Below are 17681 nucleotides of genomic sequence, written 5' to 3'. Positions count from 1 at the left end.
TCGCGGACGACGTAGGTCGAGGGGCGGGCCTCGGGCGTGGGCGACGCGGCGGGGGTCGAAGCGGGGGCGGTGGGCGACGCGGCGGGCAGCCCGCCGGCGCCCGCCGGGGTCTCAGTCGGGGCGAACGGGTTGCCGGCCGAGCCGCCCCCGCCGCCGCAGGCAGCGGCGAGCAGCGCGGCCGCGAGCGTGAGCACGAGCAGTGTACGCATCGACCCTCCCGGGTCTCCCCCGTGCGGGAAGCCTATGCGATTGCGCGATGGGCTGTAAACGGGGTCAGCCGGCGGCGTGCGGCTCGCCCTCGAACCAGCGAGCGGTCCAGGCGTCGATGGCTGCGACGATGCGTTCGAGTTCGCGGCCCTTCTCGGTCAGGTGGTATTCGATGCGGACAGGCATCTCGGGGTAGACGGTGCGGGTGACGATGCCCTCGGCCTCGAGCTCGCGCAGGCGCTCGGCAAGGAGGCGGTCGGAGAGGCCGGGCACAGCCTGAAGGATGGCGCCAAAGCGCACGGAGCCGGCCAGCATCGTGCGGATAATGGCGCCGGTCCAGCGGCGGCCAATCAGTTCGACCGTGTGCTGGAATGCCGGGCAGTAGGGGCTGAGGTCCGCAGCGGGGTGCATATCGGTTTCCACCATGGTCAGGATACCACCGGACGCCGCCGGGCCGTCAGCGGGGCACCATCTCCTCGAGCAGGCGCTTGAGGCTGTCGAGGTCGAAGGGTTTGACGAGGAAGCGATAGCCGGCGGCGGCGAGGTCTTCGCGGGGGTAGCCGCTCATGAGGGCGACCGGGACGCCGGGGAGGCGGGCCTGGATGGCGGCGAGGGTGGCTTCGCCGGTCATGCCGGGCATGGTGAGGTCGAGGAGGACGGCCTCGGCGCGTTCGCCGCCATCCAGGAGGTCGATGGCGGCGTTGCCGCTGCTGGCGGGCACCCCTTCGTAGCCCCAGAGGGCGAGGGCGCGGAGGAGCATGCTGCGAACGGCGTCCTCGTCGTCGATCACGAGGACGCGGGGGCGGACGTCATTCTGAGCAGTCATACTGCTTCCACTCTGCACCTGATAGTTCACCCTGTAAAGACCATTCGGCCGGCGTGAAGGCGGCGAAGGGGGCAAATCGCCCCGTTTCGAATCCGATTCGGAATTCGTTAGACTGTGGGCGGAGGTGACGTCCTGATGATTGCCGCGCCGAACATCAACGACCCGGCCTTCCTGGAGAACCCGTTCCCGTTCTACGAGATGGGGCGGGCGCTCAGCCCGCTGGTGCTGCACGAGCGTGGCCTGGCGATGGTCTTCGGGTACGAGGACTGCGTGCGCATCCTGAAGGACTGGGAGACGTGGTCGTCGCGGTTTCCGCCCCCGCCGGATGCGGAGAATCCGCCGGAGCCGATGATGCTGAATTCGGACCCGCCGCGGCACACCCGCCTGCGCGGGCTGGTTTCGCAGGCGTTCACCCCGCGGATGGTGGAGCAGCTGGAGCCGCGCATCCGGGAGATTACCCGCGAGCTTCTGGCGCCGGCGCTGGAGGCCGGGCGCTGCGACCTGGTGGCGACGTTGGCCTACCCGCTGCCGGTGATCGTGATCGCGGAGATCCTGGGCATCCCGCCGGAGGACCGGGAACGCTTCAAGGTGTGGTCGGATGAGGCGGTGGCGAGCCTTGGGAGCGGGCTGCAGGGCGGAGGGCGGCAGCTGCGGCAGGAGATCTTCGAGGAGATGCGGGAATACTTCACGGCGATGGTGGAGGAGCGCCGCGAGCGGCCCCGGAACGACCTGATCAGCGGGCTGGTGCAGGCGGAAGAGGCGGGCGAACGGCTGACCTTCGCCGATCTGCTGCAGATGCTGGTGCTCCTGCTGGTCGCGGGGAACGAGACCACCACGAACCTGATTAGCAATGCGATGCTGGAGTTCATCGCCCACCCCGATGAGCTGGCGAAGTTCGAGGCGGAGCCGGGGCTGATCCCGTCGGCGATCGAGGAGGTGCTGCGCCTCAATTCGCCGGTGCAGGCGACGGTGCGGCGCCCGACGCGGGACGTGGAGGTGGGTGGGAGGAGGATCCCGGCGAACATGCCGACGGTGGTCTGGCTGGCGGCGGCGAACCGGGACCCGGCGCAGTTCCCGGACCCGCTGCGCTTCGACGTGACGCGCACCCCGAACCGGCACCTCGCCTTCGGGATGGGCATCCACTTCTGCCTCGGGGCGCCGCTGGCGCGGCTGGAGGCGAAGGTGGCCTATGAGGAGCTGCTCGCGCGGGCGACGGGGTTCGAGCGCACGACGGAAGGGCCGCTCCCGCGGGTGCCGACGTTCATCATGCGCGGGGTGCTGGAGCTCCCCATCGCCTTCCGGGTGAAGTGATGGGACGCGGCGAGGAGCGGCGTCTGCCGGCGTGGCTGTCCGGGCTGCAGCTGGCGGTGGGGGTGGCCGGGGTGGCCGGGGGCCTCTGGGCGGAGCGCTGGCTGCTGGTGGCGGTTGCGGCCGTGCTCGCCGTCCTGGCGCTCTGGCAGCTTCGGCGCTAGCGGCGGAGGCTAGAGTATGCGCTCGGCCCGGCCCCGGAGCGGCACCCGGTACACGAACGGCCGGGCAACCTGGGCATCAACCTCCGTGAGCCATTCCCATCGGCGCAGCAACCGCGCGAGGGCGCGCCAGCGTGCCTGGCTCCCGGTCGAGAAGCAGACCACCCCAGCCCCGGACGTCCGAACGGCGTCGAGCTCCACGGCACTCCGGAGCATGGCGAGGTCCTCGGTGAGTGCGAGGTAGCCTTCCTGCCCTACCCACCGAATCCAGTCGATGTCCGAAGCGCCGGGCGCCACCGACCCGCCGCGCCGCGGCCTTTCGATATCAGCACAGGGGGCGCCGACCCGGCGCAACGCATCGGGCACTTTCGGGCCGAAGTTTTCATCGAAAAAGAGCTTCACGCGGCGAAACGGACCGCTGCCTCAACGGCCTTGCGGTCGAGCTCGAGGTCCTTAGCCAGGCTGTCGATGCTCTCGCCGGCGCGGCGGAACCGGGCGACGATGAGATCGACCTGCAGGTTTCGGCCCGCGATGGACGGCCGCCCCGAAGCGATGGTCGGGTCGATGACGATGCGCGCATCGCGGCCGGCGGGGAACCAGCGGAGGGCGAGGCCGCGCAGGCTATCGAAGTCGAGCGCTGCGGCGAGTTCGTGGACGGGGCCCGGAAGCCCGAACTGGCCGCCAAGGTCAACAGCCAGGTGACCCGGTCCGCCCTCGGAGACGTCGAGGTCGCGAAAGATGTGGGGACTGTTCCGGTAAAGCCGCTGGCTCGCGAACGGGCGATCGATGGCGAGCTGCTTTCGCGCGAACTGGTAGGCGGTGCGGAGACGCGCAAACGGAATCCGGGGTGCCCCTTCGGCCCCGAGCCGGAGGCGGTCGGCGACGACCAGCTCAATCAGGTCGAGAAACGACGCGACCGGTGCGCGAGGGGAGCGACGCCGGGCGGTATCGGCAGGCGCTGCATCGAGAATCGCTGAGAGCCACCGGCTCGCGAACGGGGCGCTCGTCCCGGCCAGCCGCGCGGCCTCGGCGATGGTGTAGCGCGGCTCGCGCCGGAGGCGATCGAGCAGGTCGAACTCCTGCAGGCCCGGGTCGCCATGCTGCGGCGGGGGCTTCCCAGGCACCCCGGGCAGCGAGCGCTCGATTCGATTCTCCATCGTTTATCTCCCTTTCGCTAGCGGCGGAGGCCGGGGGGCAGGTCGCGGTACATGCCCTCGCGCCATTCGATGGCGCCCTTGAGCCCGGTGCCGGCCTCCATGCTCTCGCGCATGCGGTCCTGCCACTGGTAGGAGAAGGCGGTCATCTGGGCCATGGCGTCCATATCGGTGGAGCTGCGGACCGACGAGTAGATGCCCATGTTCTCGTAGAAGCGGTTCATGTTCAGTTTGAGGATGGCGAGGTGGTCGGCCGTGGCGTTGGCGAGGCGGTCGGCGAGGGCGATGGTGTTCCGTTCGAGCTCCTCAGCGGGCCAGGCGTAGTTGATCATGCCGATGCGCTCGGCTTCGCGGCCGGAGATGCTGTCGCCGGTGTAGTAGAGCTCCTTGGCCTTGCGCATGCCGATGACGAGCGGCCAGATGACGCCGGTGCGGCTGGTGCCGAGCCCGCGCAGGCCGGGGTGCCCGAGCTGGGCATCTTCGGCGGCGACAACGAGGTCGGCCATCATGGCGAGCTCGCAGCCTCCGGCGAGGGCGTAGCCGTGGACCTGGGCGATGGTGACCTTCGCCATGTTCCAGAAGTAGAGGTGGATGTCGGTGATTTGCTGCATGCCGGTGCGGATGCCCATGAGCAGGCGGCGCCCCTTCTCATCGCTGGTGCGGTAGCGGCGGACGACGCCGTCGGCGCCGCCGCGGGGCGGGGCGAGGTCGTACCCGGCGCTGAAGGCGCGGCCGCCGCCGCGGACGATGATGACGCGGGCCGAATCGTCGGCCTCGAGGTCGTGCAGGGCGTCCCAGAATTCGAAGAGGAGCTCCTGGGAGAGCGCGTTCATCTTCTCGGGCCGGGTGAGGGTGATGCGGGCGACGCGGCCGTCGGTGCCCACGCGGTCAATGACGAGGTGTTCAAAGGTGCGAGTCATGCGGGGATAGTAGGCGGAACGGGAGAGGGGGAGAAGGGGAGAAAGGGAGAGGGGGAGAAAGGGAGAGAGGGAGAAGGGGAGAGCGATTTACGCCGGCTCCCGGCTCCCCGCTCCCGGCCCCCGGGCGGGGAAGTCAGGGGGCGGGGCTCCCGGCTCCCGGCTCCCGGGCGGGGAAGTCAGGGGGCGGGGTTCGCGGCTCCCGGCCGGGCCGCGAGGGTGGCGAGGGCGGCGAGCAGGGCGCAGGCGGCGCCGAAGTAGAACGGTGCGGCCGGGCCGATGGCGTCCCAGAGGACCCCGGCGGTGAGGCTGGCGACGAGGACCGCGCCGCCGGTGACGCCCTGGAAGAGGCCGAGCGCGGTGGTCCGCAGCTCGGCCGGCGTGAGGTCGGCGACGAACGCCTTGAGCACGCCTTCAGCCGCGGCGATGTACGCCCCGTAGAGGGCGAAGAGCGGCCAGGTGAACGCGCCGTCTTCGGCGAGGGCGAAGCCGAGGTAGACAACCGCGAAGACGAGGTAGCCGCCGATGACCACGGCGCGCCGCGGGATGCGGTCGCTGAGGCTGCCGGCCGGGTAGGCCGCCGCCGCGTACACGAGGTTGTAGAGCACGTAGGCGAGGATGACTGCGGTGGTGGCGAGGCCCAGGTCCTTCGCGCGCAGGATGAGGAAGGCATCGCTGGAGTTGCCGAGCATGAAGAGCGTGGTGGCGCCCAGGAGGAGCCAGAAGGACCGTGGCAGGCGGCGGTACTGCCCGCGCAGGCCGTCCTGGGAGGGCGGGTGGGCGGGGCGCAGCTCCGGGACGCGCGCGACGACGAGGACCGACACCGCCGCCGGCACGAGGGCCAGCGCGAGGGCCCAGCGCAGCCGATCTTCGCCCAGGGCGAGCAGCAGCCCGAGCCCGGCGAGCGGCCCGAGCACGGCCCCGAGGGTATCCATCGCGCGGTGGAACCCGAAGACCCGGCCGCGTTCGGCGGCCGGGGCGGCGTCCGCCAGCATGGCATCGCGCGGGGGATTGCGCAGCCCCTTGCCGAAGCGGTCGACCGCCCGGCCGGCGAGCGCGAACCCCCAGGCGGGCGCGGCGACGATGACCAGCTTGCCGGCGGCGGCGAGGGCGTAGCCGGCCACCACGAACGGCTTGCGGCGGCCCGTGCGGTCGGACCAGCGGCCGGCGAAGGGGCGCACCAGGTTGGCGGTCGCCTCGGCGATGCCTTCGACCAGGCCGACGGCTGCCACGGGCGCCCCCAGGACGGAGGTCAGGAAGATGGGAATGAGCGGGTAGGCCAGCTCGCTGGAGAGGTCGGCGAAGAGCGAGGTGAAGCCGAGGAGCCAGGCGATGCGTGGGATGCGCTGGAACGGGCGGCGGGGTCGCACCCGGGCATGGTAGGGCTGCTGCCGTGCCGGGACGAGTGGCCGAGATGGCCCGCGCCGGGCCGGGGGTTAGCCCTCCCGCGGCGGGCGGATGCAGGCCGGGGGCCGGCCCTCGCCTTCGATCACAACGGTGGTGGTGCGGTGACCGGGGCCGCCGCGGATGGCAGCTCCGAGCACGACCGCGCGGCAGGGCGAGCGGCGCACGACGAGCTGGAGGGTTTCGCCGGGGCGAACGGCGAGGGCACCGGCGAGGACGAGCTCGCCGCGCCAGTGGCCGTTGCCGCCGGGGCGTTCGAGCCGGGCGCGGGCGGGCTGTTCGAAGGCGCCTTCGCGGGCGACGCGGGCCGGGCCTTCCCAGGAGAGGTCGATGCTCATGCTCCTAGCTTAGTAAGCGCTAACTAAGATTCAATGCGCCCGGGCGCAGGCGAACCGGGGGAGGCACGGGGGTTGGGCCCCGCCGGGCCGCTTCACCGGTAGCGTTCGAAGCCGTTCAATCGAAGGCGACGCTTACCGCCGGAGGCCCCCGTGGAAACCACGCTGCACATCGCGTTCACCTGGTTGCATATCCTCGGCATTGCCCTGTGGGTGGGGCCGCAGGTGATGCTGGCGGTGGCCTGGCCAGCGGCTTCGCGGCAGGTGACCGACCTGCCCCAGCGGGTTGCGGCGATGCGGGTGATGACGCGGCGGTTCGGCTACCTCGGCGGCGCGGGGCTGGCGCTCATCGTGATTGCCGGGACGTACCTGATTTCGACCTGGCGCGAGTACTACGCCATCCCGGAGGACGCGGACTTTTTGAGCCTGCGCTTCGGGTTCTGGTTCGTGGTGAAGATGACGCTCTTCCTGCTGATGCTGGCGGTTGTCGGGCTGCACATCGCCTGGGCCGGACCGCGGCAGCTGCGGGCGTACGAGGCGAAGGCGCGCGGCGAGGGGGATGACGAGGAGCTGCGGGCCGCGCGGCGGCTTTCGCTGGCGCTGAGCATCTCGGGGCTGGCGCTTTCGCTGGCGATCATGGTGATGGGGACGATGATCGGCACAAGCGGCTGGAGCCTGCAGGAGCGGTAGCTCAGCGGCTGCCGGCGGCCATCGCCGCGGGGAGTTCGCGCCGGCCAGCACTGCCGGGAGGTTCGCCCGGTTCGAGCGCGCGGAATGCGCCGCGTGCTACCCGGGCGTAGTAGACGGCTGCCAGGGCGACGCCGGCCGCGCAGGCAGAAGCCATGAGCAGGAGACCGGGCCGTACGCCCAGGTGTTCGCCGAGGAAGCCGGTGATGAAGCCGCCGATCGGGGTCGAACCGGCGAACAGCAGGAAGAAGATGCTCATCACCCGGCCGCGCAGCTCATCGGGGACGATGACCTGGAGCGACGTGTTGATGGTGGTCGAAAAGACGACCCCGGCCATGCCGAGGAGCACGAGGAGCCCCGCGGTGAGCGCGTAGACCGGCGAGAGGGCGACCAGTGCGAAGAGGCCGGTGAAGGCGGCGGCGACCCCCAGCAGGAGCCCCGGTCCCGGGCGCCCGGTCGCGGCCATGACGAGCGCGGCGGCGAGGCTGCCGGCTCCCATCGCCGAGGTGAGGAGCCCGAACTGCTGCGGCCCGACCTTCAGCACGAACTCGGCAACGAGCGGGACGACGACCGTGAAGTTGTAGCCGAAGGTGCCGATGAAGCCGAGCAGGATGAAGAAGAAGAGGACGGTGGGCGTTCGGCGGGCATAGCGGAGACCTTCGTGCACCTGCATGAGGAGGTTGCCGCGCGCGGGCTGGCGAGGGACGGCACGGAATTCGGCCGGGCGCATGAGCGCGTACGCGACCAGGACGGCGAGGAAGCTCGCGGCGTTGGCCGCGAACGCGGGCGCGATGCCGATGGCGGCGATGGTGACGCCGGCGACTGCCGGACCCGTGATGCGCGCAAGGTTGAAGATGCTCGAATTGAGGGCGACGGCGTTGACCAGCCGCTCGCGACCCACCAGTTCGACCACGAACGACTGGCGCACTGGGCCATCGAAGGCGTTGACGGTCCCAAGCCAGAGGGCGAGGGCGTAGACGTGCCACAGCTGGACACGGTCGGTGGCCACGAGCAGCGCGAGGATGGCCGCCTGGAACATGGCGAGCGACTGGGTGATGACCAGCACCCGCCGCTTGGGAAGGCGATCGGCGAAGGCGCCGCCGAAGAGGGTGAAGACGGTAATGGGCAGAAACTGGAGGGTGGTGACGGTGCCCAGCGCGAGGGGTGAACCGGTAAGGCGCAGGACGAGCCATGCCTGGGCGGTGGTCTGCATCCAGGTGCCGACGAGCGAGATGAGCTGGCCGGCGAAGTAGACGCGGTAGTTGTAGACGGCGAGAGAGGAGAACTGGCGGGCGGCGATGGCGCGGATGCGCGGGAGGGCGTTGGGCATGCCTCCATCGTACGCTGACGTGAACGTAAGGTTGAGTGAAGCGAGGTGCCCCCGATAGCGACGGCCCCCCGGCCGCGCGCGCGGGGGCGCTTCGGGCGATAATCGCGCGGTGGACCAGGCCGCTTCGCACGCGCCATCACAAGCGCCGGCCCCGGCGGGTTCGCCCCCGCGCCGGCGGGTGGTCATCGACCTCGGGTGCGGCCGGCGGAAGAAGCCGGGCGCCATCGGGCTCGACCTCGCCCGGGTGCCGGGGGTCGATATCCTGGCGGATGTGACCAGGCCGCTGCCGCTGCGCGACAACTCGGTCGATGAGGTGTACGCCTCGCACCTGGTGGAGCATGTCGATGACCTGCTGGCGTTCATGGGCGAGGTGTGGCGCGTGTGCCGGCCGGGGGCGCTCGTCTACTTCCGCTTTCCGCACGGCTCGACACCGTTCCTGACGTGGAAGGACCCGACCCACCGTCGCGGGGTGTACCTGGCGACGTTCGAATACTTCGACCCGACAACGCTGGACGGGCAGATCTGGGGGTATTACCACCCGGCGAAGTTCAAAATCGAGCGGCGGCGGCTCCACTTCAATTTGAACTTCGATACGGTGCGGCCGGGGCGGACGAGGGCGCTGCTGGGGTTTGTGTTCGATTGGCTGGCGAACCGAAACGAGCGCTGGCAGTACGTCTGCGAGCGGTTCTGGGGGCATTTCGTGGGGATGGAAGAAGCGGAGATCTGGCTGCGTGCGCTGAAGCCCGGGCCGGCGGAGGGGTAGGCGCGGGGCTGGCGGCAGAAGCACATCCGGGCGATGCTGCGCAGCGGTGCGTGAAGACCAACCGCTTCGGGGAGGACGCCGCGGTCAGTGGTTCGCGGACGTCATGCGCCATGCCGGCCCCTGGCTGCTGGCGGGGGCGCTGATCGCTGCCTGCGTCTTCTCGGTCCGGCTGCGGCTCGAGGGCACGGCTGAATTCGCCGACCCCGGCTGGGACCGCCACTACTACCTCGAGGCGGCGCGCGTCGGGCCGTGGGATTTCCACATTGCCCCGTACTGCTGGCGGGTGCTGGTGCCGACCGCCGCCTGGCTTGCGCCGCCGCCGGAACAGGTGACGTTCTTCGCCATCGCCGCCGCGGGGGCGGTGATTTTTGGCGCGACGCTCTGGCTGCTCCTCCGCGAAGCCGGCCTCTCCGCTGCGCAGACCGCTGCAGGTGTCCTCCTGGCGTTTGGCCTCGGCTGGGGCCTGCGCTACCAGCTGGCGGATTTCTGGCTGCCCGATGCGGCAGCCGGGGCGTGCATCGTGCTGGCGATGCGCTTCGCGCATCGGGGTCGGGCGGTGCTGTTCGCGCTCACGCTGCTGGCGGGGGCGCTGTTGAAGGAGGTGACACTGGCAGCGGCGCCGCTTGCGTTGACGCTCTGGCCCGGGCAGGCACCCCTCTGCGAGAGGCTGCTGCGCGCTGGGGCGGCAGTCGCCCCCGCGGCGGCCGCCACGGTCGCCGTTCGGCTGGCCATCCCGGCCTGGAACGACGATGCGGCCTACCTCGCCTCGCTCCCGCCGGTCATCTCCCGTTTCCCCGAGGTCGTCGCGAACTATGACTACGCGGTGCTCCTGCGCGAGATCGGGTGGGAGGAGCGCATCCGCGGGTTCGATGGCGACCTCGCCCAGGCGCTGACGGTGCGCAGCTTCGGCTCCGTGCTGCTGGTGCTGGCGACGGCAGGGGCGCTGGCCCGTCCCGGCCGGGCGGCGCGGCTGGCGCCGTTCGTGCTGCTCGTTTTCGCCCAGCTGCTCATCGCGCGTGATACGGAGCGGCTGATGGCCTTCGCGTCGCCGGCGATGGCCTGGCTCGCGGCTGAGGGCGCCGCCGCGCTCGAGGGGCGCGGGTGGCTGATGGGCGGCGAGGCACTGCTGCTGGCCGCGGGCGCCTTCGCGCTGGCGCTGGTACGGGGACCGAGTGACTTCGCGACCGACCCGGCAGCGGAGTTTTGGCTGCTCGGGGCGGTCGCAGCGGCGCTGGCGGCGCGCCGGTTGGCGGTCAGTCTTCGAGGATGAATGTCACTTTCATGTTGACGCGGTACTCGCTGATGCGGCCGTCCTCCACGGCGACGGTCTGCTCCTGCACCCAGGCGCCCTTCACGTTGCGCAGGGTCTTGTTCGCCCGTTCGATGCCGAGCCGAATGGCGTCTTCGAACGAAACGGGCGATGCGGCGGTGATTTCGGTGACGCGCGCGACGGACATCGGCGCACCTCCTCTGCGATTTCGTAATGGAACATACACCGGGAGCGGGGCGCCGCCCGGCCCGACCGGCCCGGTTTCGCTGCGTCGAAGGTCGCATTCCGGCCCTGGCGGGGCGGCGTGCGCTTTCCCGAAAGCGCACGCCGGGGGATACTGCGGCTGACCGAAGGGGAGTAGCCCTGCGCGCGTCCATCGACATGCTCCCGTGGTTGCGGGCGGTGGCGCGGTCCGGTCCCGGGACCGGGCGGGCGAGACGTTCGGCCAGCACACGCGTGTGTGCCGGCCGAGGGCGCTCCCCGAAGCGGCCGGCACACGAAAGGATTCGTGATGTCGGCATTTTTCGTTTCGACGGTCCTGATTTTCTTTGCTGAGCTGGGGGATAAGTCCCAGCTTGTCGCGCTCTGGTTTGCGACGCGGTACCGGTGGTGGATCGTGCTCGCGGGAGTGAGCGCGGCGACCCTGGTGGTGCACCTCGGGTCGGTGGCGATCGGCGTGGCGTTCGATGAGCTGCTGCCTGAGCGGGTGCTGCTGACGCTGGTGGGGCTTTCGTTCTTTGCCTTTGCAGCGTGGAGCCTGCGCGGCGACACGCTCGAGGAGGAGCCGGGCGAGCCGCGGCTGGGTGCGCGGTTCGGGGCGTTGGGGGTGGTGAGCGCGGCGTTCTTCCTTTCCGAACTGGGCGATAAGACGATGCTGGCGACCGTTTCGCTGGCGGGCCGGGAAGCGAACACGGTGGGCGTGTGGCTGGGTTCGACGCTGGGGATGGTGCTGGCCGATGCGGTGGCGATTGCGGCGGGCGTCATCGCGGGGAAACGGCTGCCGCAGCGCGTCCTGGCGGTGGTGGCGGCGCTGCTCTTCGTGGCGTTCGGGGCTGCGGCGCTATGGGCGGCATGGCGCTAGGTGCGGCGGCGCATGGCGATGGCGCCGAGGGCGGCGGAACCCAGCGCGAAGAGCGCCATCGCGGCGAGGGCAGGGCCGGCCTCGGCACCGGGCAGGTCGGTGACAGCGGCGCGCAGGGCCTCGGCAGCATAGGTCGGCGGCGCGAGCCGGGCCGTCCACTGGAGCAGTTCGGGCAGCTGCTCGCGCGGCATCAGCACCGGGGCGAAGAAGAGCACATAGAAGATGATGAGCTGGGTGAGTGCGTTGGTGACCTGCTGGTGCGGGGAGTACATCGCGAGGGCGATGCCCACCCCGGCCAGCGAGGCGATGCCCAGCAGCACGACCGGGATGACCAGCGGCGACCATGCGAGCGCAACGCCGTAATGCCAGGCGCCGAAGAGGAGGCAGAAGAGGACGCCCGGCAGGGCCATGATGCCGACGACGCTGACGAGGGCGAGCAGGTAGGCCTCGCGGGAGATCGGCATCGCCAGCAGGTAGTCGAGCCGGCCCTCGCGCCGGGCCTGGGCGAGCAGCTGGGGCAGCAGCACCAGGCCGATGGTCACCAGCCCCTGGGTGGCGGTACCGGTGACGATGTAGCGCGCGGTCTCGCCGGTCATGCCGGGGACGAGGTAGCCAAACCCGAGGACAAAGCCGAGGGTGAACGCGAGCTGGATGACGGCGATCATGGGCACTTCGCCGCGCATGCTGCGCAGTTCCATGGAGAGGAGGTCGCGGTACTGGCGGAGGAAGGTCATTGGGCGGCTCCCGGGGCAACGAGCGGTGGGGCGGTGGGGGCGGCCATGGCCGCAGCGTAGATGTCATCGAGGCCAGGCGGGCCGATGCGGAAGTCGCTGATGGCGCCGCTCCGGTGGTGCGCATCGAGCCAGGCCGCAATCTCGGGCAGCCGCCCGCGTTCGAAGAGCCAGGCGCTGCCGTCGCCATCGGGCAACAGCGCAGGGTGCGGGGAGAGCGGCGCAGCGGCATCGAGCTCCAGCCGGAGCCTGTCGGTGACGAGCGAGCGGAGGGCGGCCGGGGTGCCTTCGCGGATGACCCGCCCGGCGTTCATGATCGCGAGGCGGTCGATGACGCGTTCGGCCTCGGCAAGGTTGTGGGTGACGAGGAGGACGGTGGCGCCGTCGCGGCGGAGCCCGGCGAGGAGGTCCCAGAGGCGCGCGCGGCGGATGGGGTCGACATCGTTGGTCGGCTCATCGAGGACGAGCAGGCGTGCGGGCGCGGCGATCGCGGCGGCGAAGCCGGCCAGCCGCCGGACGCCCCCGGAGGCAGCATGCATCGAGGTCGACCGGAACGCGTCGAGCTCGAGCGCCTCGAGCAGCCGGGCTGCGGCCCGCCGCGCGGCAGGAGGGGGAACGCCGCGCAGGCGGGCCGCGAACTCAACGGTCTCGGCGACCGTGAGCGACTGGAGGTCGAACGGCCCCTGGGGGAGGAAGCCGATGCGCCGGCGGGCGGCCGCAGGGTCGGCGACCACGTCGATGCCATCGAGCAGGATGGTGCCGCTGGTGGGCCGGGCGAGGCCCAGGACCTGGCGCACGAGGGTTGTCTTGCCGGCGCCGTTGGGGCCCAGGAGGGCGAAGACCTCGCCGGGGCGCAGGGCGAGGTCGATGCGGGCGTTGGCGAGGGTGCCGTTGCGGTAGCGCTTGGTGAGGCCGCGGATTTCGAGGACGTACGGGCTGCTCATGGGAGGAGCTCCCGCAGGCGGCCGCGCTGGCCGGCGAGCGCGACGAGGTGGGCGCGCAGGGCGGCCACGGCCTGGCGCGGCTCGACAGCGAGGGCGGCGAGTTCCCGGCGGCGGACGGCACGGCGGGGACGGCTGCCGGGCCCTCGCAGGGGCTCAGCGATGGCCCTCCGGGCCGCGGCGAGCGCGGCTGCGACGGCGGAGGGGCGGGCAGCGAGGCGCACCGGGGTGAGGTGAGAGCGGGGTGCCATTGACTCCTCCTCGTTCGGATGGGATATCGTTCATCTCTCCATGAAGTTTGTCAAGCATTCAGTGAATTTTCTTGATTCGAGGCTGACAGGCGCGCATTTCATCACCGGCGGGTACGCTGTGCGGCCATGGCACGGGTGGCACCCTCCCCCAGCGGCGAGGTCGCGCGCTACTTCCTCCGCCTGGGCTGCGTGGCCTTCGGCGGGCCGGCCGCGCACATCGCCCTGATGCGGCGCGAACTGGTGCGGGAGCGCGGCTGGCTCAGCGACGAGGAGTTCCTCGACATGCTGGGGGTGACGAACCTCATCCCCGGGCCGAATTCGACCGAGATGACGATGCACCTCGGCTATCGGCGGGCCGGCCTGCCCGGGCTGTGGCTCGGCGGGCTGCTGTTCATCGCGCCGGCGGCGGCGATCGTGACGGCGCTGGCCTGGGCGTATGTTCGCTACGGCAGCACGCCGGCGGGCGAGGGGGTGCTGCTCGGGGCGCAGCCGGTGGTGCTCGCGCTCATCCTGCAGGCGGGCTGGGGCCTGGCCGGCGCGGCGTTCCGCGGCATCGAATCGGCCGCCCTGGTGCTGGCGGTGCTGCTGCTGGCGTTGCTCGGCGTCAACGAACTGCTGCTGGTGCTCGGCGCGGGGCTCTTCGCGGCCGGGCTTTGGGCGATCATCCGCCTGCTCACGCGTTCGAGCCGGCGTAGCCTCGGGCCGCTGCCGCGCAACCGAAAGGGCCCGCGGAGCGGCCGCGGCTGGGTGCCGTTCGTGCCGGTATCCCTCGCACCGGCGGCGGCAGGTGCGGCCGCGGGGGCGAGCACCGCGGGGCTCTTCTTCGCCTTCCTGAAGATCGGGGCGGTGCTCTACGGAAGCGGCTACGTGCTCGTGTCGTTCATGCGGGCGGAGTTCGTGGAGGGGCGCGGCTGGCTGACCGAGGCGCAACTGCTCGATGCGATCGCCGCGGGGCAGGTGACGCCCGGCCCGCTCTTCAGCTCGGCCGCCTTCGCCGGGTATGTGATGGGCGGCCTGCCGGGGGCGCTGGCCAGTGCCGCCGGCATCTTCCTGCCGTCGTTCCTCTTCGTGATGGCCGCGGCGCCGCTGCTGCCGCGGCTGCGGGCCTCGCAGCTAGCGGGCTCGTTCCTCGATGGGGTCAACGCCGGGGCATTCGCGCTCATCCTGCTGGCAGGGGTGACGCTGGCGGCCGACGTGCTCGACCGGCCGTTCGCGATCGCCCTCTTCGCAGGGGCGCTGCTGCTGGCGGCGACGACCCGCCTGGGCGCGCTCTGGCTGGTGCTCGGCGGGATCGCGCTGGGGCTCGCGTGGACCGCGGCCGGCGGCTGAGGCGACCTACCGTTCGTTGGCGCGCATCTTCCAGTAGTCGCCCAGGGCAGTGCGAATCACCTCGAGCGCGCGCTCACGGCCCTCGAAGGGGTCGACCACCACTTCCTTTTCTTCGAGCACCTTGTAATCGATGAAGAAGCGCTGGATCTCGGCCACGAGGTGGGGCGGGACGTCCTCGAGCTTCCGGATGTGGTTGAAGGCCGGGTCGTGCGAGTGGACGGCGAGGATCTTCTCATCGGCCTTGCCGCCATCGCGCATGTGCATCACGCCGACCGGGCGGACGTAGACGAGCGTCATCGGCACGACCGGCTCCTGCCCGAGGACGAGCACATCGAGCGGGTCGCCATCATCGCAGTAGCTGCGGGGGATGAAGCCGTAGTTGGCGGGGTAGCGGACGGAGCTCGAGAGGACGCGGTCGAGCTTGAGAATGCCGCTTTTCTTTTCGAGTTCGTACTTGTTCTTGCTCCCGGCCGGGATTTCGATGACGACGGGGAGTTCGGATTCGATCAGGTCGGGGTCGACGGCGATATCGTGCCAGGGGTGCATCGGGGCAGCTGCTCCCGCGGGTGAGATGCCAGCAGTGTCCCACCGCCGTGCGCGAGCCGCGAGTGCCCGGCGTGGCCCCGGTTCGCGCGGGGTGACAGCCGCCGCTTGGAGCTGGCGGCCCGCCCGCCCCACGCTGCCGCCATGACGACACTTGCCGACCTCCGCGCCCGACTCCGCATCGATCTCGACGACACTGCCGGCGAACGCTGGGATGATGCTGCCCTCGACCGCCACCTGCAGCACGCGGTGAGCGACATCTCGCTCGCCGCGCCCCGCCGGGCCCGGGTGACCGTGCCGACCGCGCCCGGGAGCCGGGAGGTGGATGTGCGCGGGATTGGCGGGCTGCTGGGCATCGACCGGGCGGAGTACCCGGCGGGCCTCGAGCCCCCGGGGTGGGTCGAATTCGAGCAGCTCGATGGCGCGGTGCTGCTCGTTTCGGGGCCGGTGCCGGATGGGCGCGATGCCGCGTTCTGGTGTCGGCTGGCCCACGTGGTCGACGCCGGCGGGTCGACGCTCGGGCCGCGGCTGGAGGAGCTGGCGGTACTCGGGGCAGCAGCCTTCGCGGCCTTCGAGGCGGCGAGCGGCACGCTCGAGCGGGTGACCCTCAACCCGGCGACGGCGGAGCGGTATGCGGCCCTGGGCCGGGCGCGCGAGACGGCCTTCCGGCAGCTGCTGCGCGAGGCGGCCGGGCGCGGGCGTGTGCGGTCGCTGCGAGCGAGGCTGCCGGGGACTTAGCCCTTGCGCAGGTGGAGGAGCTCGCGCACGCCCCCGTCCTTCACCTCGTAGACGTGGGTGGCGACACCTTCGACGATGCCCGGGTCGTGGCTGGCGCAGAGGATGGTGCCTTCGTACGCCTTGAGGGCCTCGAGCAGCTTGCGGCGAGTGGTGCGATCGAGGTGGTTGGTTGGCTCGTCGAGGAGGAGCACGTTCGTGGGCTGGAGGAGGAACTTGGCGAGGGCGACGCGGCTCCGTTCGCCGCCGGAGAGCACGCGAATCGGCTTGAAGACGGCATCGCCGGAGAAGAGGAACTGGCCGAGCACCGTCCGCAGGCGAGTCTCTGATTCGTGCGGGGCCACCGAGCGGACCTCTTCGAGCACCGTGCGGTCCATGGCCAGCGCCTCGTCCTGGTGCTGGTCGTAATACCCGACCCGTGCTCGCTCGGCCCATTCGACGCTGCCCTCGGTCGGGGCGATCAGCCCGGCTGCGATCTTCAGTAGGGTGCTCTTGCCGCCGCCGTTGGGGCCGATGAGCACGACTTTCTGGCCGCGCTCGATGTGGAGGGTGACATCGACGAGCACGATGTGGTCGCCGTAGGCGTGGCCGATGTGCCGCAGGAGCAGGACATCGCGCTCGGTGCGGCCGTGGGCGTTGATTTCGAACGAGACCTCGGCCTCGCGGCGGGGGCGCTCGATGCGCTCGATGCGGGCGAGCTGCTTCTCGCGCGACTGCACCTGGCTGGCCTTCGTCGCCTTGGCGCGGAACCGCTCGATGAAGCGCTCCTGGCGGGCGAGTTCGCGCTCTTGGCGGGCAGCCGCCTGGTCGAGCGCCTGCAGGCGGGCGGCCTTCTGGCGCTGGTAGTCGGTGTAGTTGCCGGTGTAGTTTTCGACCGTCCGTTCGCGGAGGTCGAGGATGCGGGTGGCGAAGCGATCGAGGAAGTCGCCGTCGTGGGTGACGACGAGGATGGCGGCGTCCCACTCGCGCAGCTCCTCGGCGAGCCAGTCGCGTGCGCGGGCATCGAGGTGGTTGGTGGGCTCATCGAGGAGGACGTTGGGCGGGCGGCGGACGAGGACCTTCGCGAGGGCGATGCGCATCTGCCAGCCGCCCGAGAACTCGCCGCAGCGCTTCTCGGCATCGCCGGGGGCGAAGCCGAGGCCATCGAGGACGCGGCCGATGCGGGCCTCGATGCGGTAGCCATCGAGCGCTTCGAACTGGTCGAAGAGGCGGGCCTGCTCCTCGACGAGGGCATCGAGGTCGCCCTCGCCGGCTTCGATGGCGGCGGCGACCTCGGCGAGGCGGCGTTCGATGGCGCGGGCCTCGGGGAAGGCGAGCCAGAGCTCCTGGAGGAGGGTGTTGGCATCATCGAGGCCGGCTTCCTGGCGGAGGTAGCCGAGGTCGCCGCCGCGGTAGCCGGCGCGGCCGGAATCGGGGGTTTCGAGGGCGGCGATGAGGCGGAGGATGGTGGACTTGCCGGCGCCGTTGGGCCCGACGAGCCCGACCTTCTCGCCGTCGCTGACGGTGAAGGTGACGTCGCGCAGGATGTCGTTCCCGCCGAAGGCCTTCGAGACGTTCTCGAGGTAGAGCATGGCGTACCAGCTTCACGGTAGCAGAGGTGGGAGGTTGGAGGTGGGAACGGGGAGCCGGGAACCGGGAGCACCACCTCACCGCCCAGGAGCGGGAAGGTGGGAGGTGGGAGGTTGGAGGTGGGAGGTGGAAGGTGGGA

The 17681-nt window shown here is 71.1% G+C and carries 22 protein-coding genes and 1 pseudogene; 8 read left to right on the top strand and 15 right to left on the bottom strand.

What is annotated here, in order from left to right:
- The 3 genes and pseudogenes from VAE46_RS03185 to VAE46_RS03175 all read right to left on the bottom strand — a co-directional run.
- Positions 1–209 (bottom strand): annotated as a pseudogene (locus VAE46_RS03185) (DsbA family protein); the annotation flags it as partial.
- 64 nt (positions 210–273) lie between these two features.
- A complete protein-coding gene (locus VAE46_RS03180; RefSeq protein ID WP_322795466.1) occupies positions 274–633 on the bottom strand; it encodes a helix-turn-helix domain-containing protein in 360 nt (119 codons plus the stop codon).
- A gap of 31 nt (positions 634–664) precedes the next feature.
- Positions 665–1033, bottom strand: a complete 369-nt coding sequence (locus VAE46_RS03175) for a response regulator (protein ID WP_322795465.1) — start codon at positions 1031–1033, stop codon at positions 665–667.
- Between the two features lie 135 nt (positions 1034–1168).
- Between VAE46_RS03175 and VAE46_RS03170 the strand changes: the two genes are divergently transcribed.
- Positions 1169–2344, top strand: a complete 1176-nt coding sequence (locus VAE46_RS03170; RefSeq protein ID WP_322795464.1) for a cytochrome P450 — start codon at positions 1169–1171, stop codon at positions 2342–2344.
- Complete coding sequence (locus tag VAE46_RS03165) at positions 2344–2505, top strand: hypothetical protein (protein WP_322795463.1); 162 nt, start codon at positions 2344–2346, stop codon at positions 2503–2505. The genes VAE46_RS03170 and VAE46_RS03165 overlap by 1 nt, the downstream gene beginning before the upstream one ends.
- 9 nt (positions 2506–2514) lie before the next feature.
- Here VAE46_RS03165 and VAE46_RS03160 read toward each other — a convergent pair whose 3' ends face one another.
- The 5 genes from VAE46_RS03160 to VAE46_RS03140 all read right to left on the bottom strand — a co-directional run bounded on the left by VAE46_RS03160 (position 2515) and on the right by VAE46_RS03140 (position 6315).
- Positions 2515–2904 (bottom strand): hypothetical protein, encoded by a 390-nt coding sequence (locus tag VAE46_RS03160; RefSeq protein WP_322795462.1) that lies wholly within the window; start codon positions 2902–2904, stop codon positions 2515–2517.
- Positions 2901–3659, bottom strand: a complete 759-nt coding sequence (locus tag VAE46_RS03155; RefSeq protein WP_322795461.1) for a DUF433 domain-containing protein — start codon at positions 3657–3659, stop codon at positions 2901–2903. Before VAE46_RS03155 ends, VAE46_RS03160 begins: the two co-directional genes overlap by 4 nt.
- A 17-nt stretch (positions 3660–3676) precedes the next feature.
- On the bottom strand, positions 3677–4576 hold the full coding sequence (locus VAE46_RS03150; RefSeq protein WP_322795460.1) for an enoyl-CoA hydratase-related protein: 900 nt from the start codon (positions 4574–4576) through the stop codon (positions 3677–3679).
- A 176-nt stretch (positions 4577–4752) separates the two neighbouring features.
- A complete protein-coding gene (locus VAE46_RS03145) occupies positions 4753–5943 on the bottom strand; it encodes an MFS transporter (protein WP_322795459.1) in 1191 nt (396 codons plus the stop codon).
- 66 nt (positions 5944–6009) lie between these two features.
- Entirely contained in the window at positions 6010–6315 is a 306-nt protein-coding gene (locus VAE46_RS03140; protein ID WP_322795458.1) for a hypothetical protein, read from the bottom strand.
- Positions 6316–6465: 150 nt separating this feature from the next.
- Between VAE46_RS03140 and VAE46_RS03135 the strand changes: the two genes are divergently transcribed.
- Positions 6466–7002: a hypothetical protein gene (locus tag VAE46_RS03135; RefSeq protein ID WP_322795457.1), complete on the top strand. Its 537-nt coding sequence runs from the start codon at positions 6466–6468 to the stop codon at positions 7000–7002.
- Between the two features lies 1 nt (position 7003).
- Here VAE46_RS03135 and VAE46_RS03130 read toward each other — a convergent pair whose 3' ends face one another.
- Positions 7004–8329, bottom strand: coding sequence for an MFS transporter (locus tag VAE46_RS03130; protein WP_322795456.1), 1326 nt, complete (start codon positions 8327–8329; stop codon positions 7004–7006).
- Positions 8330–8438: 109 nt separating this feature from the next.
- Here VAE46_RS03130 and VAE46_RS03125 point away from each other — a divergent pair, with 109 nt between their 5' ends.
- Together VAE46_RS03125 and VAE46_RS03120 are read left to right on the top strand one after the other, a co-directional pair.
- The gene (locus tag VAE46_RS03125; RefSeq protein WP_322795455.1) at positions 8439–9092 is read left to right on the top strand and encodes a class I SAM-dependent methyltransferase; all 654 of its coding nucleotides are present in this window, start codon (positions 8439–8441) and stop codon (positions 9090–9092) included.
- Positions 9093–9195: 103 nt separating this feature from the next.
- Positions 9196–10362 (top strand): hypothetical protein, encoded by a 1167-nt coding sequence (locus VAE46_RS03120; RefSeq protein WP_322795454.1) that lies wholly within the window; start codon positions 9196–9198, stop codon positions 10360–10362.
- Here the strand turns inward: VAE46_RS03120 and VAE46_RS03115 are convergent.
- Positions 10346–10549 carry a dodecin family protein gene (locus tag VAE46_RS03115; RefSeq protein WP_322795453.1) on the bottom strand — a complete coding sequence of 68 codons (204 nt, stop codon included), beginning with the start codon at positions 10547–10549 and terminating at the stop codon, positions 10346–10348. The two genes, VAE46_RS03120 and VAE46_RS03115, sit on opposite strands and share 17 nt — an antisense overlap.
- 324 nt (positions 10550–10873) lie before the next feature.
- Here VAE46_RS03115 and VAE46_RS03110 point away from each other — a divergent pair, with 324 nt between their 5' ends.
- Positions 10874–11443 (top strand): TMEM165/GDT1 family protein, encoded by a 570-nt coding sequence (locus tag VAE46_RS03110; RefSeq protein WP_322795452.1) that lies wholly within the window; start codon positions 10874–10876, stop codon positions 11441–11443.
- Here VAE46_RS03110 and VAE46_RS03105 read toward each other — a convergent pair.
- The 3 genes from VAE46_RS03105 to VAE46_RS03095 are packed head-to-tail and all read right to left on the bottom strand — an operon-like array spanning position 11440 to position 13366.
- On the bottom strand, positions 11440–12177 hold the full coding sequence (locus VAE46_RS03105) for an ABC transporter permease (RefSeq protein ID WP_322795451.1): 738 nt from the start codon (positions 12175–12177) through the stop codon (positions 11440–11442). The two genes, VAE46_RS03110 and VAE46_RS03105, sit on opposite strands and share 4 nt — an antisense overlap.
- Complete coding sequence (locus VAE46_RS03100; protein WP_322795450.1) at positions 12174–13118, bottom strand: ABC transporter ATP-binding protein; 945 nt, start codon at positions 13116–13118, stop codon at positions 12174–12176. Before VAE46_RS03100 ends, VAE46_RS03105 begins: the two co-directional genes overlap by 4 nt.
- Positions 13115–13366 carry a hypothetical protein gene (locus tag VAE46_RS03095; protein WP_322795449.1) on the bottom strand — a complete coding sequence of 84 codons (252 nt, stop codon included), beginning with the start codon at positions 13364–13366 and terminating at the stop codon, positions 13115–13117. The genes VAE46_RS03100 and VAE46_RS03095 overlap by 4 nt, the downstream gene beginning before the upstream one ends.
- A gap of 126 nt (positions 13367–13492) precedes the next feature.
- Between VAE46_RS03095 and chrA the strand changes: the two genes are divergently transcribed.
- Entirely contained in the window at positions 13493–14695 is a 1203-nt protein-coding gene (gene chrA / locus VAE46_RS03090) for a chromate efflux transporter (protein WP_322795448.1), read from the top strand.
- Between the two features lie 6 nt (positions 14696–14701).
- Here the strand turns inward: chrA and VAE46_RS03085 are convergent, their stop codons facing one another.
- Entirely contained in the window at positions 14702–15241 is a 540-nt protein-coding gene (locus VAE46_RS03085) for an inorganic diphosphatase (protein WP_322795447.1), read from the bottom strand.
- Positions 15242–15382: 141 nt separating this feature from the next.
- Between VAE46_RS03085 and VAE46_RS03080 the strand changes: the two genes are divergently transcribed.
- Positions 15383–15976, top strand: a complete 594-nt coding sequence (locus VAE46_RS03080; RefSeq protein WP_322795446.1) for a hypothetical protein — start codon at positions 15383–15385, stop codon at positions 15974–15976.
- Here the strand turns inward: VAE46_RS03080 and VAE46_RS03075 are convergent.
- Positions 15973–17544, bottom strand: coding sequence for an ABC-F family ATP-binding cassette domain-containing protein (locus VAE46_RS03075; protein WP_322795445.1), 1572 nt, complete (start codon positions 17542–17544; stop codon positions 15973–15975). The genes VAE46_RS03080 and VAE46_RS03075 overlap by 4 nt on opposite strands.
- Between the last annotated feature and the right edge of the window lie 137 nt (positions 17545–17681).

It is taken from the genome of Tepidiforma sp. (genome assembly GCF_034433535.1).
Lineage (GTDB): Bacteria > Chloroflexota > Dehalococcoidia > Tepidiformales > Tepidiformaceae > Tepidiforma.
Note: the sequence above shows the minus strand (reverse complement) of the source record. Positions and strands in the feature narration are given on the sequence as shown.

Excerpts from the sequence above, each read along its gene's own strand:
- VAE46_RS03180 (WP_322795466.1), bottom strand. The coding sequence starts at position 633 with ATGGTGGAAACCGATATGCACCCCGCTGCGGACCTCAGCCCCTACTGC.
- VAE46_RS03175 (WP_322795465.1), bottom strand. The coding sequence starts at position 1,033 with ATGACTGCTCAGAATGACGTCCGCCCCCGCGTCCTCGTGATCGACGAC.
- VAE46_RS03170 (WP_322795464.1), top strand. The coding sequence starts at position 1,169 with ATGATTGCCGCGCCGAACATCAACGACCCGGCCTTCCTGGAGAACCCG.
- VAE46_RS03165 (WP_322795463.1), top strand. The coding sequence starts at position 2,344 with ATGGGACGCGGCGAGGAGCGGCGTCTGCCGGCGTGGCTGTCCGGGCTG.
- VAE46_RS03155 (WP_322795461.1), bottom strand. The coding sequence starts at position 3,659 with ATGGAGAATCGAATCGAGCGCTCGCTGCCCGGGGTGCCTGGGAAGCCC.
- VAE46_RS03150 (WP_322795460.1), bottom strand. The coding sequence starts at position 4,576 with ATGACTCGCACCTTTGAACACCTCGTCATTGACCGCGTGGGCACCGAC.
- VAE46_RS03140 (WP_322795458.1), bottom strand. The coding sequence starts at position 6,315 with ATGAGCATCGACCTCTCCTGGGAAGGCCCGGCCCGCGTCGCCCGCGAA.
- VAE46_RS03130 (WP_322795456.1), bottom strand. The coding sequence starts at position 8,329 with ATGCCCAACGCCCTCCCGCGCATCCGCGCCATCGCCGCCCGCCAGTTC.
- VAE46_RS03120 (WP_322795454.1), top strand. The coding sequence starts at position 9,196 with ATGCGCCATGCCGGCCCCTGGCTGCTGGCGGGGGCGCTGATCGCTGCC.
- VAE46_RS03115 (WP_322795453.1), bottom strand. The coding sequence starts at position 10,549 with ATGTCCGTCGCGCGCGTCACCGAAATCACCGCCGCATCGCCCGTTTCG.
- VAE46_RS03110 (WP_322795452.1), top strand. The coding sequence starts at position 10,874 with ATGTCGGCATTTTTCGTTTCGACGGTCCTGATTTTCTTTGCTGAGCTG.
- VAE46_RS03105 (WP_322795451.1), bottom strand. The coding sequence starts at position 12,177 with ATGACCTTCCTCCGCCAGTACCGCGACCTCCTCTCCATGGAACTGCGC.
- VAE46_RS03100 (WP_322795450.1), bottom strand. The coding sequence starts at position 13,118 with ATGAGCAGCCCGTACGTCCTCGAAATCCGCGGCCTCACCAAGCGCTAC.
- VAE46_RS03095 (WP_322795449.1), bottom strand. The coding sequence starts at position 13,366 with ATGGCACCCCGCTCTCACCTCACCCCGGTGCGCCTCGCTGCCCGCCCC.
- chrA (WP_322795448.1), top strand. The coding sequence starts at position 13,493 with ATGGCACGGGTGGCACCCTCCCCCAGCGGCGAGGTCGCGCGCTACTTC.
- VAE46_RS03085 (WP_322795447.1), bottom strand. The coding sequence starts at position 15,241 with ATGCACCCCTGGCACGATATCGCCGTCGACCCCGACCTGATCGAATCC.
- VAE46_RS03080 (WP_322795446.1), top strand. The coding sequence starts at position 15,383 with ATGACGACACTTGCCGACCTCCGCGCCCGACTCCGCATCGATCTCGAC.
- VAE46_RS03075 (WP_322795445.1), bottom strand. The coding sequence starts at position 17,544 with ATGCTCTACCTCGAGAACGTCTCGAAGGCCTTCGGCGGGAACGACATC.